This window comes from Sodalis sp. RH21, from assembly GCF_047324175.1.
In the GTDB taxonomy this organism is placed as follows: domain Bacteria; phylum Pseudomonadota; class Gammaproteobacteria; order Enterobacterales; family Enterobacteriaceae; genus Acerihabitans.
On the sequence record NZ_CP178732.1, the window covers coordinates 2,252,593 to 2,268,321 of the forward strand.

At 56.1% G+C, this 15,729-nt stretch carries 13 protein-coding genes; 1 reads left to right on the plus strand and 12 read right to left on the minus strand.

Going from position 1 to position 15,729, the window contains the following annotated elements; genetic code table 11:
• Positions 1–114: 114 nt before the first annotated feature.
• Genes ACL2XP_RS10305 through ACL2XP_RS10320 form a run of 4 tightly spaced genes read right to left on the minus strand, consistent with a single transcriptional unit; the run spans position 115 to position 3,244 of the window.
• Positions 115–462, minus strand: a complete 348-nt coding sequence (locus tag ACL2XP_RS10305) for a hypothetical protein (RefSeq protein ID WP_413730110.1) — start codon at positions 460–462, stop codon at positions 115–117.
• Positions 459–1,859: an integrating conjugative element protein gene (locus tag ACL2XP_RS10310; protein ID WP_413738538.1), complete on the minus strand. Its 1,401-nt coding sequence runs from the start codon at positions 1,857–1,859 to the stop codon at positions 459–461. The genes ACL2XP_RS10305 and ACL2XP_RS10310 overlap by 4 nt, the downstream gene beginning before the upstream one ends.
• 9 nt (positions 1,860–1,868) lie before the next feature.
• Positions 1,869–2,786, minus strand: coding sequence for a TIGR03756 family integrating conjugative element protein (locus ACL2XP_RS10315; RefSeq protein WP_413731048.1), 918 nt, complete (start codon positions 2,784–2,786; stop codon positions 1,869–1,871).
• 23 nt (positions 2,787–2,809) lie between these two features.
• Positions 2,810–3,244, minus strand: coding sequence for a TIGR03757 family integrating conjugative element protein (locus ACL2XP_RS10320; RefSeq protein WP_413730113.1), 435 nt, complete (start codon positions 3,242–3,244; stop codon positions 2,810–2,812).
• Positions 3,245–3,687: 443 nt separating this feature from the next.
• Between ACL2XP_RS10320 and ACL2XP_RS10325 the strand changes: the two genes are divergently transcribed.
• Positions 3,688–7,482 (plus strand): SIR2 family protein, encoded by a 3,795-nt coding sequence (locus ACL2XP_RS10325; RefSeq protein ID WP_413732597.1) that lies wholly within the window; start codon positions 3,688–3,690, stop codon positions 7,480–7,482.
• Between the two features lie 323 nt (positions 7,483–7,805).
• Here the strand turns inward: ACL2XP_RS10325 and ACL2XP_RS10330 are convergent, their stop codons facing one another.
• From ACL2XP_RS10330 to ACL2XP_RS10365, 8 genes are all read right to left on the minus strand, one after another.
• Positions 7,806–8,054 carry a hypothetical protein gene (locus ACL2XP_RS10330; RefSeq protein WP_413730116.1) on the minus strand — a complete coding sequence of 83 codons (249 nt, stop codon included), beginning with the start codon at positions 8,052–8,054 and terminating at the stop codon, positions 7,806–7,808.
• Positions 8,055–8,227: 173 nt separating this feature from the next.
• Positions 8,228–8,968, minus strand: coding sequence for a thioredoxin domain-containing protein (locus tag ACL2XP_RS10335; protein WP_413730118.1), 741 nt, complete (start codon positions 8,966–8,968; stop codon positions 8,228–8,230).
• A gap of 11 nt (positions 8,969–8,979) precedes the next feature.
• Positions 8,980–11,847 (minus strand): conjugative transfer ATPase, encoded by a 2,868-nt coding sequence (locus ACL2XP_RS10340; protein WP_413730119.1) that lies wholly within the window; start codon positions 11,845–11,847, stop codon positions 8,980–8,982.
• On the minus strand, positions 11,847–12,281 hold the full coding sequence (locus ACL2XP_RS10345) for a TIGR03751 family conjugal transfer lipoprotein (protein WP_413730121.1): 435 nt from the start codon (positions 12,279–12,281) through the stop codon (positions 11,847–11,849). Before ACL2XP_RS10345 ends, ACL2XP_RS10340 begins: the two co-directional genes overlap by 1 nt.
• Positions 12,262–13,725, minus strand: coding sequence for a TIGR03752 family integrating conjugative element protein (locus ACL2XP_RS10350; RefSeq protein WP_413730122.1), 1,464 nt, complete (start codon positions 13,723–13,725; stop codon positions 12,262–12,264). Before ACL2XP_RS10350 ends, ACL2XP_RS10345 begins: the two co-directional genes overlap by 20 nt.
• Entirely contained in the window at positions 13,715–14,632 is a 918-nt protein-coding gene (locus ACL2XP_RS10355) for a TIGR03749 family integrating conjugative element protein (RefSeq protein ID WP_413730123.1), read from the minus strand. The genes ACL2XP_RS10350 and ACL2XP_RS10355 overlap by 11 nt, the downstream gene beginning before the upstream one ends.
• Positions 14,629–15,318, minus strand: a complete 690-nt coding sequence (locus ACL2XP_RS10360) for a PFL_4703 family integrating conjugative element protein (protein ID WP_413730125.1) — start codon at positions 15,316–15,318, stop codon at positions 14,629–14,631. The genes ACL2XP_RS10355 and ACL2XP_RS10360 overlap by 4 nt, the downstream gene beginning before the upstream one ends.
• Positions 15,315–15,728, minus strand: coding sequence for a TIGR03750 family conjugal transfer protein (locus ACL2XP_RS10365; protein ID WP_413730126.1), 414 nt, complete (start codon positions 15,726–15,728; stop codon positions 15,315–15,317). The genes ACL2XP_RS10360 and ACL2XP_RS10365 overlap by 4 nt, the downstream gene beginning before the upstream one ends.
• Position 15,729 lies beyond the last annotated feature (1 nt).

The following is a 15,729-nucleotide window of genomic DNA, read 5'->3' on the forward strand; positions in this document are numbered from 1 at the left end:
TATTTCCAGGTAGGCCCGTTCCCCTTGAACCCTATTCCCTTGCCCTTTCCAGGCCCTTTGTGCATCTCCTTTTGGCAGCAGGCAGCGAGTACTACCGTTTAGAAAGTATTCGCGTTAAGAAAGCGAATACCGGCTTTCCAGTAAAATAATCGTCATCACTGTGAAAATTTCAATTCTCCCTATGCGTTGGGAGAATTCCTTTGAAGGGTCCTGCTGTCGCAGGCATGTACGTAACCGTCGCCAGCCTGTGGCTATAACCATATAGAGAAGCAGGCGCCAGACGAAAAAATAACCGGAATAAGCCCACAACCAGCGCTCGCCATCAGCAATGTTATCTACGATGCGGCCACCGGAAAAGTGGATGGACAGGGCGGTACCGATAACGAGCAGCAAACCCACCAGCGCCAGAATGATCCGGTGGCTGAACAGCCGCAAAATCCATGTCCTTGCTGGGACGCTCATTGTGTCTCGCTGCGCGATTTCTGAACTTCATCGAGGCGGTTACGCAAGGTGTCGTCTTCGAAGATGCCGCGTGAGCCCGCGGCCCTCGAACCATGACGCTGGATAATGGCCATGGCTGAGTTGTTGGCCAGTGTTTGCCGCAGTTCCAGCTCGGTCTTGAGGTTGTTTATCTCCTGCTCCAGTGTGTTGTTTTCCTGCTCTACCGCCTTGACCGCCAGTTCATTGGCCGCGATGTTGGGTTCTTGCCTGCCGGTCAGCAGAGTGCGTTGCAGCAGCAGGGCTTTTTCCAGCACGCTTGACAGCGCCGCTTCCGAGGCCAGGCGCTTACCCAGCAGGTCCTGATCGGGTTCGTCGCGCAGTGCCTCGATCACGCCGCGGGTGATCGGCAGCGAGTTGCTGCCGGCGGCGTCCAGGTTCTCGGCGGTCGTGGGTTTGGCGCCCGAGACCAACTCTTGCAGGGCTTGCAGCTTGGTCTCGAATTCTTCTTGAATAAGCGGTGTCAGGCCCACGCCGGGCGTGGTCTGGGTCTTGGTGCAGGATTCGCAGGTTTGTTGTTCGCGCTCGCCCAGCACCCGGTTGGCCCAGTCGGCGGCGGCTTGCGGGGAGGTCCAGGCCTGGCAGGTGAGCCGTTCGCCGCAGTCGTCCTGGCTGATGGACGCGGTGTCGGTGACGCTGCGGCCATTGAGCAGGTTGTAGCCGGCGCGGGTAACGTCGCTGACCACCTTGATGGCGTTCTGGCCGGAGCCGCCGGCGTTGCTGCCGCCCACCCAGGGCACGCCGCTGTTGCCCTTGCTGGATTCGGCCTGCTCGATGGCCGAGACCGCATCGGTACTGCCTACGGCGCTTTTGAGGGCCACCCCTTCGGCTAGCTGATCCCAGCCGGCCTGGCCGCCGGCCGTGTCCGCCAGACGGTTGGCGATGGCCCGGCAAGTCATCTTGGAACGGTCGAAATCCATCCGGGCCTGCAGGATCCCGTTGGTCAGCAGGTTGTACAGGCCAGGATCGGCGCGCTGGACGATCAACGCCGGTAGTGAAGCCACCGCGCTGGTGGCGTTCTGGATGACGTTACTCATGATGGACTGGAAACCGTTGGTGACGCCGTTGAGCTGGTTCTGTAGCGTGGTGGTGAGACTCATGTCACCGCAGATCAGATTGCTGTTCCAGCCGGCACCGACGCCGATGCTTTGCATGTTACCGGCACTGCCCATGGACACGGCACGGCCGCCGCCGATGCTGTAGAGCACGTCGTCACCGATGACGTTCCCGCTGGCATTGATGCCGGTGCTGTCAATGCGGATTTGTGCCTGGGTGGTCCCAATTGCGGCGAGTGCGACAGCCAGGACGATGGCGTGCAAAAACGGCCAGAGGCAGGAATGATGGGCGCTAGGTGCTTTCATGGGGCGTCCTTACTGAAAATCAGTACTGCCGAGGAAAGTCTGTCCCCGGCGCTGGCAGCAGGCATAGGGGCGCCACAGGGCCCAGGCGTAGTCACCCTGTTGAGCCTGTACCTGAGCATTGTTGTGGGGGAAGACCGCGCAGTTGCTGGAGAGCGTGGGCGTCAGTTCCTGCCACTTGCCGGTAGATGCATCACCTTCGAGCAATTCGCCCGCCGGCCAGTAGCCGTCGTGAGCGTTGGCGAGTAGTGGCTGGTAGACGTGGATTTGACCGCGGCGGGTCACGATGTCGCCGGCACGCTGTGCAACGACGGCGCCGGCTTTGTAATCGTCGCTCTGGTGCAGGAATCCGCCGCGGGGATACACGCTGCCCCATAAGTTGAGCGTGCTGCGCCCGCCGATTTCGCGCATGCCCGGCGTCAGGGCTTCAGGATAGGCCATCTCGGGCAGGTTGAAGCGCCAGGCCACGGTATCGAGGGTACTGAGCAAGTACGGCATAAAGGCCATTCCCGCGCCGGTGCAGGTATAACCGGAGGCGCTTGCGAAGCGGCTGAATACATCGCCGGCCGGGTGCCCGATGACGTCAGTGTTTTTGAACCGGGCAAGGTTGTTCTCGCCGTCGTGGTTGGTCGTGCCATCACCGCCGGCCTGTGCCGTGGTGTTATGCGGACTCATGACGCGGACTTCGACCCACGGATTTTCGCCGGTATTCGCGTAGCTGGAGACCACCGCATCGGGGACGTAGTGGCGGACCTTGACCGAAGTGCGCACGGTACAGCCAAACGGCGCGCAGTACAGCCAGTAGCATATTCCTGCGACACGATACTCCAGGCAGGGCGGTGATAGCACGGAAGAAACTATTGTTGCGGTATTCAAGGCAAATACCTGCGTGCTGCTACCGAAAAATAAGGCAGCGATATACAGACGCATCGACAGGGCAGAACTATTCATGGTCATAGTTGGCGGCTCCTGTAAGCCTGTATCCGGGCAACGGCGTGATCAATATCACTTTCACCATAAATGACATAGCGGCTATCAACTACTACGGCTGGAATTTTTTTGATGCCCACACTCCAGGCATTAGTAACGTCCTGCCAGGCAGCCGAGAACTGGAGTTGTAAATCGTTACCGCCGTCGTTCAGTCTTTTTTTTAATAGCTTTTCAGCATCATTCGGGCTGGCAGGAAGCTGGGAAGACAAGTTGTTTTCCAGCAGTGCAGGTGCGTCTAATTCAATGATACGGTCGGCTTTACCCGTTACAGGGTGCCGGCTATCAGTAACTACCAACACCTGCATCGCATGTGCAGCTCCTGTCATCAACAGGACCTCAGCCGCTGCTGTAAACAGGCTCAGTTGCAAAAAAGACAAAGATACAAAATTGGGTCTCATTACATTGGCTACCGGGTGAGCATTTAGTCAGTTCAGTTAACCTCTCTTGAATAATCAAAACGAGAAACAAAGTGAACCATGCTCTTACCGGTTTTATTTGCAGTTGCGGGATAAAAAAAAACTGTGTTTGATTTATCTTTTTTGCTTTGCAAACTAGACCCATAGGGACCTATGAAAGCATATACCCCTTGGCAGGGATATGATAATAACTACTAAGGGTGCATTCAAGTATCTGTTTTACCATGGAAATGGCTATTGGAAACAGGGAGAAACCATTATGTGATTGTCTTAAAAAATTTATAATTTGAAAATTTTTTACTGTAATTATAGACAGTTGATTCTGCACATTGGATAGCTGATTTCGTATTTCAAGACGGAAATTAGCTTTTAATTTATATACTCTTAAGACAAAATGTGAAAACACTATTGCCTAAGGGGTAGAAATGCGTTTCATTGCCGATGGGCCTTCTGTACCTAATGATCTCATTACTGCTCGTGATGATGGGGATGTCATTTTGTTTTGTGGCGCAGGAGTATCTCAAGCTAATGCAGGTCTTCCAGATTTTGAAACCTTGGGCAAAAATGTCATTGAAATACTCGGATCCGCCCAAAATGGCCCCGCACGTAGACTATTAGAAAAGGCAAGGGAATTGGGACGAATGGCAGGTGTTGGAGGTTTGGTCGCTACCGATCGCATATTCAGCCTTCTTGAGCGAGAATTTGAGGTGCGTGACGTCAGAACTGCAATTGCTCAGGCCATAAAGCCGAATCAAGATCATGATCTTCTGGCCCATCGAATATTGCTTGATATAGCCACTGCTCCGAATGGAATTACTCGTCTGGTAACGACCAATTTCGATTTATTATTCGAAGAATGTGCTCCAGTTCTTTTATCTTCAGGGCCACCACATTTACCCGACCCGAAAAATGATCGCGATTTCCGTGGAGTTATTCATTTACACGGTCGAGTTAATGAACAATACGATTACGTTCAAGATGATGAATTTGTTGCTTCAAGTGCCGATTTTGGTCGTGCATACTTATCGGATGGTTGGGCAACAAGGTTTATCCAGGCCTTACTTACCCGTTATCAAATTGTGTTTATTGGCTACAGCGCCGATGATCCACCCATTCAATACTTGCTTGAAGCACTTAATCTTCATGCAGGACACCGCAGTCGATTATATGCTTTCCAGGAAGGTGACAGCGGCGCTGCCGCTGCTTTATGGGAACATAAAGGTGTTCAAGCGATATCCTTTGATAGTAGTGATAAATATAGAGCCCTTTGGGCTACTCTGTCAGCGTGGGGAGAGCGTGCCCGAGATATTGACGGTTGGTATGCGAATTTATTTTCAAAAGTCATCAAAGGTCCAGCCGAACTCGGCGCCCATCTTCGTGGGCAGATAGCCAATATCATTTCAACCCCGGATGGTGCTCATCGCATAGCTAATGCTGATGAACCACTCGACGCGATGTGGCTTTTAGTGTTCGATTCCCACCAGCGTTACGGGAAGCCTGAAAGGGTCGAACCTTACGACAAATTTTGTGAAAATTTTGATCCATTCACTATGCTTTGCCTTGATTTTGATGTTCAACCGGATCCCGGAAACCATGATAATATATTAGGCAAACGTAATATTCCTGCTGATACATGGGATGGATTTTCAATAAATATCAATGATTTAGGTGAGCAGGGTGAGAAGTCATTAGGCATTCGAGATAGAGATTTAAAATCTAATTCGACGCTTTCTAAACGTTTGATCAGCATTAGCATTTGGCTGCAACGCATTGCCCATCAACCGGTTGCACTCTGGTGGGCCAGCCACCAGAATGGACTTCATCCGATTATTGTCAAATCTATACAGTATTCGTTGAGAAGAGAGGCTCACCGTTTTTCTGCAAATATGTTACGCGGATGGAGGCAGCTTCTTGCTTCATGGTCTGATGTGCGCGAATCTGCTGAAATGTTCATATACGAGATTGAAGAGCGATCAATACAAGAGGGGTGGACTCCAGCACTTATCCGCATGCTGGCTGCCGTCTATCGTCCACAGATAATAGTGAAACCTGCATTTGGAAAGCATCCTTTGTTATGGGGTAAAGACGTGCCAGATGGGCTCATTCGAATTGATATCGACTACCCCCAGGCACATAAGAGCCTTATTGTTCCCGACGAGTTACTCGATTATACGATTGCCCAGTTTAGAGAGAATCTTATACTGTCAAAATCGTTAGAGCAGGAAATTTCGGGGAATGACTCTCTTTATTTCAGTACTACCTGCGTAGGTGATGATGGTCCAGATTTACTAGATGATAGTTACGGTCTTACTGGACCAATTATTATCTATCAAAAGTTGATGGGAAGGCTCGTGAAATTAGATCCATTGTTGGCACGTGCCGAAACGAAACGTTGGCCGATAAAGGATGACTATATTTTCGCGCGGTTGCGTATATGGGCGGCAGGAATTCCCAATTTTCTTGACCCGACGGAAGTTGCATTGATTTTTAGAGATTTTTCCGAAACTGTTTTTTGGGGATCATTTCACGAGCGAGATTTGCTTTATGCACTCAGGGATCGGTGGGCAGAATTTTCTGCAGATGACAAGGAATTTATTGAACACCGATTACTCATAGGCGCTTTTCCCTGGAGCGGTGATAACCTTAAAGGAAGAGAAGAGAATATTGCCCTTGACCGGTTGAATCGTTTGTATTGGCTATTTCAACATGGTGTTATCTTCAGTTTTGATGTGGCAAAAAAAATCGAAGAACTACATAAAATTGTACCTGAATGGACAACGCATGCGGGTGACCAAGTCGGCAATTCCAATGCGCTAACGGTACAAAGCATCAATGTAGATAATAATCCCGATCTTATCCTTAGCACTCCTATTTCCCAAGTACTTACTTTGGCTCATGAAGCGAGAAAAGAATTTACATACGATAGAGTACGGAAAGAACCGTTTAAAGGACTTGTAATGCAGCGTCCGTACCGGGCATTGGCAGTATTGACTTATGCTGCACGTTATGGAGAAGCTCCCTTATGGGCTTGGTCTGATTTTCTTTATGCTGATACTCGTCCCACAGATCGTTTGAGAATGATAAATGTTATTGCTGAGCGACTAAATAAACTGTCTCCCGAGGCGTTACAAGGGATTATTAATCCAGTAACGGAATGGATGGAGCATTTAGCTCCGCGGCTATATACCGATGCAGCACCAATATTTGGCGGTCTTTGGAATAAAATTTTAGAAGCCATAATGAATTATAAGACCGAAAAACCACATGACCCTAATAAGGGTTGGGCAGATGATGCAATCAATGCTCCAGTAGGTAAGTTGGCTAATTTGCTAATGAAAGACCCTATCAAAAACGACCTTGCTCATGCAGAAGGTTTTCCATCTTATTGGACGGGTAGATTCGAACAACTTCTGGCCCTGCCCGGGGATATGAGGCAATATGCAATTGTGATGGTCTGTTATCAGTTATGCTGGCTTTTTGTTATCGATCCCGTATGGACCGAGCGGCATTTAATTTCTTTGGCTGAAAGAAAAGATGTGGATGGTGATGCGTTCTGGGAGGGTTTACTTTGGTCTGCAAGGATACCGAACTGTGAACTATTTCTGCTTCTTAAATCATTTATTCTTGCTCGAGCAGTGCAACCCCAAGTCCTACGACATAAAAGTAATATTTTCGCAGGGTTTATCCTTGATGGTTGGGGTGGCCTTGATAATGCGGATCAGCCTAAGAAATTGGTTACTGATATCGAATTGCGCGAAGTATTGATCCAAGCTGATGACACATTTCGTGGACAAATCCTCAGATATCTTGAAAATTGGTCTACAAAAACACCTAAGCCTTGGAGAGAACATATATTATACTTTTTAAAGAATGTCTGGCCAAAACAAAGGGCACTCCATACACCATTGATTTCAGCTATGTTGACTGATTTAGCGTTTGCAAGTGGTGAGCTAATGCCAGCTATCGTCCAGATTATTTTACCGATGCTCGTTCCCATTCGTGGGTCTTTATTGCGCATGATGTATTTAAAGGATGGTGATGACAGTCATCCGGTCCGTTGTTATCCAATAGTAACGCTTAATATTTTTTATGTCATACTTGCGGAAGACCCGTCATTGTGGCCTTATAAAACTGATGAAGTGCTTGATTATCTTTCCCAATGCTCAGAAACAAAGGATGATCCAAGGATTTCAGAAATTAGACGACGTCGTAATAAATAACGTTAAATACTCTTTTGGCCGGAAAAGGAAAAAAGTTTCATTAAACAAATTTGGCTTCCTTGACTGGTAAATAATTAATTTTATCCAAAAATAATATTGTGAAATTCAACATATAAATAATAATTTATCGGAAGATTTTATTAAAATTTCATATCATTGAGTTGTACTAAATACTTTTTTTATTTTCGAAATAATCGGAAAAGATGTGTTTGAAATTGATAGAGGCTCAGTGGTTAAGTTAGATGTGAGATTACTGTGTCTCTGCCAATTTTATTTTAGTGATTGTTAATCATGGCCATTAGAAAATAAATGGTTGTACTTTTTTATTTGATCTGTTTTTTTTCTGTGACCGCTTGGTATAACAGTCCGGAAAGAATTGCATTCCTTGTGGTTTCAGGAATAACACAGGGTCTCAATATTCCATGAGACTGAGGATAATCTCCCCAATGTACTCCAAGTGCTTTTTCTCCTCTGGTAAATTGATTTTTATGATCATATGATCCAAAAATTAACGTTATTCCCTCATCTTTATAAATCTCTTGGGGATCTTTACAAGATGAAATCATTTGCATGACATCGCTCCGAGGTTTTATATTGCAACATTGTGCCATAATAACTGAGGTGTTTAAAAAAACAAATATACACTAATGCAACTGTGCTTAGTATACATAACATATATTATTGATTATTATGGAATAGTCTCCTTTCTCAAAAGTTGAATTTCGGAATATTTTTAGTAAAGTCCTTATGGCATATCGCCGACATTGTCGGGAGGTTTTGGGGTCGCTGATGGTGTTGCGGTGACTGCCTGGTTGATGGACAGCAGATCAATCGCAGACAATAGTGCATCGCCTTCGGCCGGTCCATTGAGCAGTATTGTCTTGCCGGTTGTGTTGTCTCTTAGAAGTAAGGTGGGCGCTGCAGAAATCCCCTGGTTCTCTGCCTCCATGACTTGCGCGCGGATCACCGTGCCGTGCCGCTCGCTGTCCAGGCATCGCTGGACGAGCGAGGTGATACCGGGGTACTGCGCATTTTCCGGCAGGCCCTGCCCATCGCTTCGAGTGTTCTGGTAAATCCAGGCGACAGCACTCCAGAAAGCGGGAGGCCCACCAGCCTCACCGGCACATTCGGCCAATCGTGCTTCGCGGGTTGCTGCTGGTTCGTGCATCTGCAAAGGCAGGTGATGCCATTGCCAGTTCACGTCCGGATTGGCATCGATCCATTGTCGTAATACCGGAAAGTATTCCCGACAGAATGGGCACTCTAGGTCGGCATACTCAATCAGTGTGTAGCGCGCGTCGGCATTTCCGTAGTGCCAGGGTGGCCTGTGCCGGGTCGGGCTAGCTCTAGACGAGAGCGCCTGCACGGGTGTGTGGGAACTGCCTTGGTTCGTCCATGCTACAAGGCCAGCAACCAAGGTTGCCGCCAGGATAAGCAGGAAGGAGAAGCTAACCGAGCGAATGTTAAAGCGACTGGATGGATGCATTGGTCTTTCCTTTATGTCAGCGCATCGAATTTGAGCGATTCGATGCCGCGCGCCTGGTCAATTTTTTCGGCGACTTTGAACGCCGCATCCAGTTCGCTAATGCCGTTTTGCTGCATCAAGGCGAATCGCTCGGCCTTCTCTTCGGGCTCGGTTTGGGCAAGAGCGAGATACAGGCTGGGCGGCACCGCCCGGAACAGGATTTCCATCGATCGCGTCAGGATCACTCCTTCGGTGTATTTGCCGGCTTCTTTCCGGGCCGAAAGCATCAATGCCTTCTGTGCCGGCGTGAGTTCGCGAAAGCGGGCGATCTTCTCGACTTCGTCTGGCGGCATGGACAGGCAGATCCACCATTCGATCATGTTCAGCATGGGCTCTGCCGCTTTGGGCAGATCGTCGATGTTCTGCGTGGCCAGCCAGTACCAGGCCCCCAATTTCCGCCACATCTTGGTGATCTTGACGACGTAGGGGGAGAGCAGCGGATTCTTAGTGATGATGTGGCCTTCATCGGTCACGTTGACGATGGGCCTGCCAAGGAACTGGTCGCGTTCGGCGAGGTTGTTGACGGTGTTGATGAGGCTGATATAGGCAATGGCGAGCTGGGCGCCATAGCCCTCACGGGCAAAGGTGGCCAGTTCCACGATGGTGATATCGGCTTCGGGCCAGGGTGTGCCCGGCCGATCGAACATTTCGCCGTCGGTACCCTGGCAGAAGATGTCCATGGCGTCGGTCATCTCCAGCAGCCGTGCGCGGCGCGTCTCCGGTAGCGTGGTGTCGTCGCCACGGGCGCGCAGCGCATCGCGTACGTCGCGGGTCAGTACCGTGCGCGCTTCGGCCACGCAACGCCGGGCGGCATCGAGGATGCACTGGCGGATGAGGCTGCGATCGGCGCGGGTCATGCGCGCTTCTTCCTTGTCCTCGCCACCGGTGATCATCAGTCGGGCGGTGATTTCCAGCTCGCCCAGCACGTCGCGCTGTTCGTCACCCTCGGTAGCGTCGACCGAGGGTGGCTGGTCCGCATCCAGCGCGTCGGCATCCAGGGTTTGGACCTGATCGGGCGTATCCACCAGCCGCCAGGCATCGACGAAGGGCGCCAGGCTGACGCCTGAGCCCGGCGCGAGCCTGACCCGGTGGACGCTCACGCCCAGGCGTGCGGCGAAATCACCCAGCAGGCCAAAGCTGTTGCCGGCCTCGACGATGAACAACCGAGGACGGTAGATGGCCGTCATCTGGATGAGCAGGTTGTTGAGGGTGGCACTTTTGCCCGAACCGGTCGGGCCAAACAGGAACAGATGAGCGTTCATCTGCCGGTCCAGGCGGTTCAGGGGATCGACCGTGATCGGCTCGCCGCCGCGGTTGAACTGGGTCATGCCCGGATGCCCGGAGCCGCGGTTGCGCCCCCAGACTGGGGCGATGTTGGCCGCGTGCTGGGCGAACATGAGCTGGGTGTGCCATTGGTGTTTATCGGTGGCCGGGTCGAACACGCATGGCAACCACCGCAGGTAGCTGTTGAGCGGGGCAACCTCGTCCTCTTCCCGTACAGGTTGCAGACCGGCGTTGAGCATCACGTTGATCAGTTGCAGGCCGCGCGCGTCGAGTTGTTCGCGATCGTTGCCGCGCAGATAGAACGCCAGCGCGCCGCGGTAGAGTTTGTGTGAGCTGCCGATAAGGCTACGCGCCTGCTGCACGTCCTGGCGGGTCTGCTCGGAGGCCAGCGTCTCGCCTACGGCTTTTTTCGACAAATGATTCAGATGCGCTTCAAGCACGTCTTGCGGCGTGGCGACCAGGGTCAGGCACATGACGGTGTCTTCCGGCATCTGGTCGAACAGGGCGTTGAACGCATCGCCGCCCTTGTGCGTTTCACCGGTCACATGCCCGGTGTGCGGCGCTGTGCGCAGGCGGTCGAGCACGATGACTCTGTGCGGCATGGTGTCGAAAGACCAGGTGCCTTCCTCCACGTCAGAGCGTGGTTGGGAAAAAAACAGGCGCTGGGCGAAGTCGCCGCTGGCCAGTTCAAGCTCGCCCGGCGTGGGCTCGTCGGGATAGCGCGTCAGGGCGTAGAAGCGCTCCCGGTCATCCGCAGAGTCGCCCAGCAGCGTGGGGCGCGGGTTGAACCAACGCAGCAGCCAGTCGTGGATATCCGCCGCGTCCATGCGTCGCGATGTCACACCGGCATTGGACAACCCGCCGGTGAGCCGGTCACAGATGGTGGTTAGCGCCTGCTTGGGCGACTGGCCGCGACGCGATGGGGCGGCGGCGGGGACGCGCCGGTAGACCACCATCCGTACACGCCGCAACTGGCCGCGCCAGGGGAGCCGGCTCACGGTGGTGTCTTCGAACAGCCCGCCGGGTTTGGCGATGGCACGCAAATGGTGTGCGAAAAATTTCAGGTAAAAGTCGGTGAAGGCGCTGCCTAAAGCGCGCGGCTGGATGTACTCGGCCAGGGTGCGCAGATAGCGGTCCCAGTTCGCTTCGTCTTGCGCGTAGAGCTGGACCACCCAGGGGTGGTCGTCGTGTTCGTCGAAGGAGTCCTGCAACGCGTTTTCCAACGCGTCGCGCGCCTGCCACAGCCATTCGAGTTCGCGTCCCTCGGTGCCGACCGGCGTCAGTTCAAAGAAGGCCGCGACAGAATGCCCGTCCTCAAGCAGCATGCTTTGCGACTCGGGCAGGTATTCGACCCAGGGCAGCAGATCGGCGAACGATGGGGCCAGGTCATAGAGCGCCTGGGCCTCGGCCTCGGTGGCCGGCCGGCGACGCTCCAGGGCGCTGCCGGGCTCGGGGATGCCGTGTGCGGCCAGGGCCGAGACGTGGCGTTCCCAGGCATCCTCGGCGTCGGACTGAGGCGGGGCGGTCCGGCGCATCCAGGGGAGCGACCAGGCCATCAGTACGCCTCTGTGCGTTCGCCAGGCATGGCGTACTGCACTCGCTGGTATAAAGGAAAGACCGTCGTATAGCCGGGCACCGGGGCAGGGTCGGTCCCGGCCAGGTGCGGAAACACGTACAGCACCAGATCGGGGTTGGGCAGCCGGTGGAACTGGCTCTGGATTTCATTGGCGGCTGTGCGCGTGTAGGTCGCGTTGACCGTGGGTGCGTTCTGCACGTCGGTGTCGGTCAGCGGCCGGCGCAGGTCCTGCCGCGCATCGAGCAGTTGCCGTGCGGCCTGACCGCCGCCCGCGCCGCCTCCGGTCTCCTGGTTCCACATGTCGAGCATGGTGTGCTCGCCGTGCGGCAGCAGTTTTTCCTTGCTGGTCGCGCAGCCGCCCAGCAGCAGGGCCGTCAATACCGCCACGGTGGTTTTAATCCAGATCCGACGCATGGGAGCCTCCGGTGTGGTGATTGACCCGGCGCCCCTTGGCGTCGTAGTCGATGTTGAGCGGCTGCTCCAGGTGGATGGCGACTTTCGCCCCGGGCTGCACGTAGACCGCGGCGAACGCCTGGCCATAGAGCTTGTTGACCCACTGCGACATCTCCTGCACGCCGCCGGCCAGGATGCGGCCCATGGCTTCGTTGCCCGTGATACCGACCGTGCCCAGCGAGCCATTGCTGTTGCTGATGTAGGAGACGTTGCCGCTGTCGGACTTGATGAGCGAGGCCGCGCCGGCGCCGGCCGCGGTGATCAGCGCTTGGGAGCCGAGGTATTGCTGGGCGTTGCTGCGCCGTTCGCCGGCAACACAGGGGATGCCGTAGGGATCGCTGATCCAGCCCAGGCCACCTTGGGTCGCGCTGTTGCTGTTGGCGTTGCCAGTGTTGTTGCTGGCGCTGGTCGTGTCGCTGCCTGGGTTGCCATGACCTTGCGGGACGGTGCGGATGGTCCCGTCCTGAAAGACGAAGGTGACGCTGCGGATCTGCCCGCGCACGCATGAGAGCGTCCAGTCGCCCGACGCCGTGCCGCTGACCACCGCGCCGGTCACCTCGGGGATGTCGATGCCGTTGGCGGTGAGGTTATCCGGGCCGATGAGCACTTTGAACGGGTACGGATCGTTGACCGTGCCGTCGATCGGCACCCGGCCGATGAGGGCGGTCATGGCCACCGAGCCCATCAGCGTCGCATTCGTCGGCACGGTGTAGACCGGTGTCGTGGAGGTGCTGACGGCATCCATCGTTTTGCCGCCGGCATCGGCCACCGAATCGGCCGCGTTCGACAGGGTTTTCTGCGCCGGACCGAAGCTGACCGGGAATGTCGCGGCTTGGCCGGCACCCCTGGTCTTGTCGTCCGTCCTGGCGTCTTGCGGTTCGACCCAGTGCAGGCCCTCACCGCTGGCGAAGCCCTTGCCGTCGCCGGCTTCCAGGCCCAGGCCGACCGGAAGATCCGCCTGGTTGCCCTTGCCGCTGAGTCCGTCCAGGCGCTGCTGCAGGTCTTGCAGCAGGCCCTGCGTCTGTTGCTTGTCGCTGGCCACCTGATCGCGCTCCTGTTGCAGGCGGCGGCGCTCGCCATCCAGCGCGCTCTGGATACGCTGGTCGATAGCGCTTTCGCGCCCACGCAGGCGTTCGTTCTCGGTCTTCTGGTTCTTGTTGTCGGTCAGCGCCGTTCCTAGCTCGTTGCGCAGTTGCTTGACCTGGGCGACGAGGGTGGCGACGGTATCGCGGGGGGTGTCGCCCTCGATGCCCAGGGCCTTCATCTCTTCGGGAGTGAGTTGGCTGGCGGTGCTCTGCGGCGCCGACGGCTTCGTTCCGCCGCCAGGGAACAAGCGGATGCCGACGAACACCAGCAGCAGCACGACGGGGATCAGCAGCCATTTGAGCAGCGGATTACTTTTCATGCGGCGTGCCTCCCGAAGCCTGGCCTGCCACCGCCGCGGGCGGCAGGTTCACCGTGGCATCGATGGTCGACACTGTGGGGAGCAGCGATTCGGCCAGGCCGTGGCCGCGGGTAATGAGGTACACCACGGTGGTGTCGGTCGACGCGCCGGCGGGGCCGATCGTGGGATGCTGGAAGGTCGCGGCCACGAAATCGCCCTGGAGCGCACGTGGGTCCAGGGCGAGCCAGCGTACCGTGGTGTTGCTGAGCCGGACTGCCGTGACCCACATATCCTCAAGCCGCCAGGCGGCCAGCGCCTGGGCGCGTACCGGCAGTGTCGGCAGCAGCGTGTCCAGGGTGAGGTCGCGGCGCAGGTTCACCCGGGCGATGCCGGCGACGGGCTCAACCGTGCGTAACGGGGCATAGAGGCTTTGCGCCGCATAGCGGGTGAGCACGACGGGGATGGGGGTTTCGCGCGGGGCGATGGGCTGCTTCAGTGCGCCCTGGGGCTGTGGGTCCGTGCCGGTGTCTGCGCTGACCCCGTAGCGGATGGCCGGTGCGTCGCCCTCAACGATGCGCACCGGCTCCAGCGGCGCCTGGCCGTCTTTGGCCGGCTCGGCGGCGACATCCAGCAGGATCAGCGCGCCAGACGCCACGTCCTGCAACTGCAAGCGCGTCGGCGGCAAGGGCGCGCTGGCACTCAGGTAGACCGCGCCACCGGCGCTTTGGACGCGCAGCTGATCGCCGACGCCGGCCGGGATACCGATGCGCACATTGCGATCGACGAATACCACGCGCTCCTGGCCGACGACCAGGGGCACGGCCAATGGCAGGCGCTCCCAGCGCAGGATTTCAACCGCATGGCTGGCGGGCAGCAGGCCCAGGCACAGCGCAAGGCCTGTCAGCACGCAAAGAACATGTCGCTTCATGGGGTTTCTCCCTGCAGGGGGCCAGTACGGGCGGGCGTACCGGATGAAGGCGGTGCCGGGGGCGCCTCGATGCGCTGCGGTGCACCGGCATAGCAATCCAGCGCCAGGCCGAACGGATTGCGCTCCGGGTCGATATCCATCCGGGTGACCTTGATGGGGTAGCGCACCAGGGCACGCTTGACCTGTTCGGCGCCGAAATACTCGTCGGCGCTGACGTCGAGAGTCACGATCCAGTCGTGGTCGGAGACGGCCCGTACGCGGGCGGGCGGGTCGTCTCCGTAGCCGCGCCCGGGGATCTCGTAGAGGCCGCGCACGCGCTGGCGCAGTTCGCCGTTGCTGCGCCGGTATTCGTAGTCCTGTTGCAGGTAGGCCCGGCACTCGGGGGTGAGGTAGGCCGACAGGGCGTGCAGGTTGCGCGGGTAGTCTTCCTCGCCGTTGGCCGGCCAACGGTTGAGTTGCTGGAAGACATAGAAGGTGAAGGTGTACACGCTTTCCGGCGGTACATCCCACCACTTGCGGGTGCTGCCTGAACGCAGGTCGGGCGGCACGTGGATGGTGAGGTCCCGGGGTGCACTCCACCAGCCAAAACCGAGCAGCAGTGCAACCAGCAGGAGTGCGCCACTGCCCAGGCGCAGCGTTTTGACATGCGCCTGCAGGTGTTGAACTTCGTTGCGAAAGCGGCTCATGCGTTCCTCCGCCGGTGGGCAAGGCGTCGCGTAGTCCAGATGCCGGTGCGGGTAATCAGATCGCCTCCGCCCACCTGCGCGGCCAGCCCGGGATGACGCCGGGCCAGCCGCCATTGCAACTGCCGGTACAGCCAGGTATCCGGGCGGCCGCGTTTTTGCCGGCGCAGTAAACCGCCGCCGACAAAAACGCCGAGCGCGATGCCGGCGACGATAAGCGTCGGCACCATGGCGATACTGCGGGTCAGCCAGGCCAGCAGCAGGCCGGGGACGAGCCCGGCCGCTGCCGAGAGTCCGGCGCAGATCCACAGCTCGTCAGCCGTCAGCCCGCGCACCACCACCGGCTGGCGATTGAGCCGGTGCGGCAGGAAGATGACGAGCCCATCACGTACGGGCTGCGAAGCGTTCGCCATG

Excerpts from the sequence above, each read along its gene's own strand:
- ACL2XP_RS10325 (WP_413732597.1), top strand. The coding sequence starts at position 3,688 with ATGCGTTTCATTGCCGATGGGCCTTCTGTACCTAATGATCTCATTACT.
- ACL2XP_RS10340 (WP_413730119.1), bottom strand. The coding sequence starts at position 11,847 with ATGGCCTGGTCGCTCCCCTGGATGCGCCGGACCGCCCCGCCTCAGTCC.
- ACL2XP_RS10350 (WP_413730122.1), bottom strand. The coding sequence starts at position 13,725 with ATGAAAAGTAATCCGCTGCTCAAATGGCTGCTGATCCCCGTCGTGCTG.
- ACL2XP_RS10330 (WP_413730116.1), bottom strand. The coding sequence starts at position 8,054 with ATGCAAATGATTTCATCTTGTAAAGATCCCCAAGAGATTTATAAAGAT.
- ACL2XP_RS10365 (WP_413730126.1), bottom strand. The coding sequence starts at position 15,728 with ATGGCGAACGCTTCGCAGCCCGTACGTGATGGGCTCGTCATCTTCCTG.
- ACL2XP_RS10315 (WP_413731048.1), bottom strand. The coding sequence starts at position 2,786 with ATGCGTCTGTATATCGCTGCCTTATTTTTCGGTAGCAGCACGCAGGTA.
- ACL2XP_RS10345 (WP_413730121.1), bottom strand. The coding sequence starts at position 12,281 with ATGCGTCGGATCTGGATTAAAACCACCGTGGCGGTATTGACGGCCCTG.
- ACL2XP_RS10335 (WP_413730118.1), bottom strand. The coding sequence starts at position 8,968 with ATGCATCCATCCAGTCGCTTTAACATTCGCTCGGTTAGCTTCTCCTTC.
- ACL2XP_RS10355 (WP_413730123.1), bottom strand. The coding sequence starts at position 14,632 with ATGAAGCGACATGTTCTTTGCGTGCTGACAGGCCTTGCGCTGTGCCTG.
- ACL2XP_RS10320 (WP_413730113.1), bottom strand. The coding sequence starts at position 3,244 with ATGAGACCCAATTTTGTATCTTTGTCTTTTTTGCAACTGAGCCTGTTT.
- ACL2XP_RS10305 (WP_413730110.1), bottom strand. The coding sequence starts at position 462 with ATGAGCGTCCCAGCAAGGACATGGATTTTGCGGCTGTTCAGCCACCGG.
- ACL2XP_RS10310 (WP_413738538.1), bottom strand. The coding sequence starts at position 1,859 with ATGAAAGCACCTAGCGCCCATCATTCCTGCCTCTGGCCGTTTTTGCAC.
- ACL2XP_RS10360 (WP_413730125.1), bottom strand. The coding sequence starts at position 15,318 with ATGAGCCGCTTTCGCAACGAAGTTCAACACCTGCAGGCGCATGTCAAA.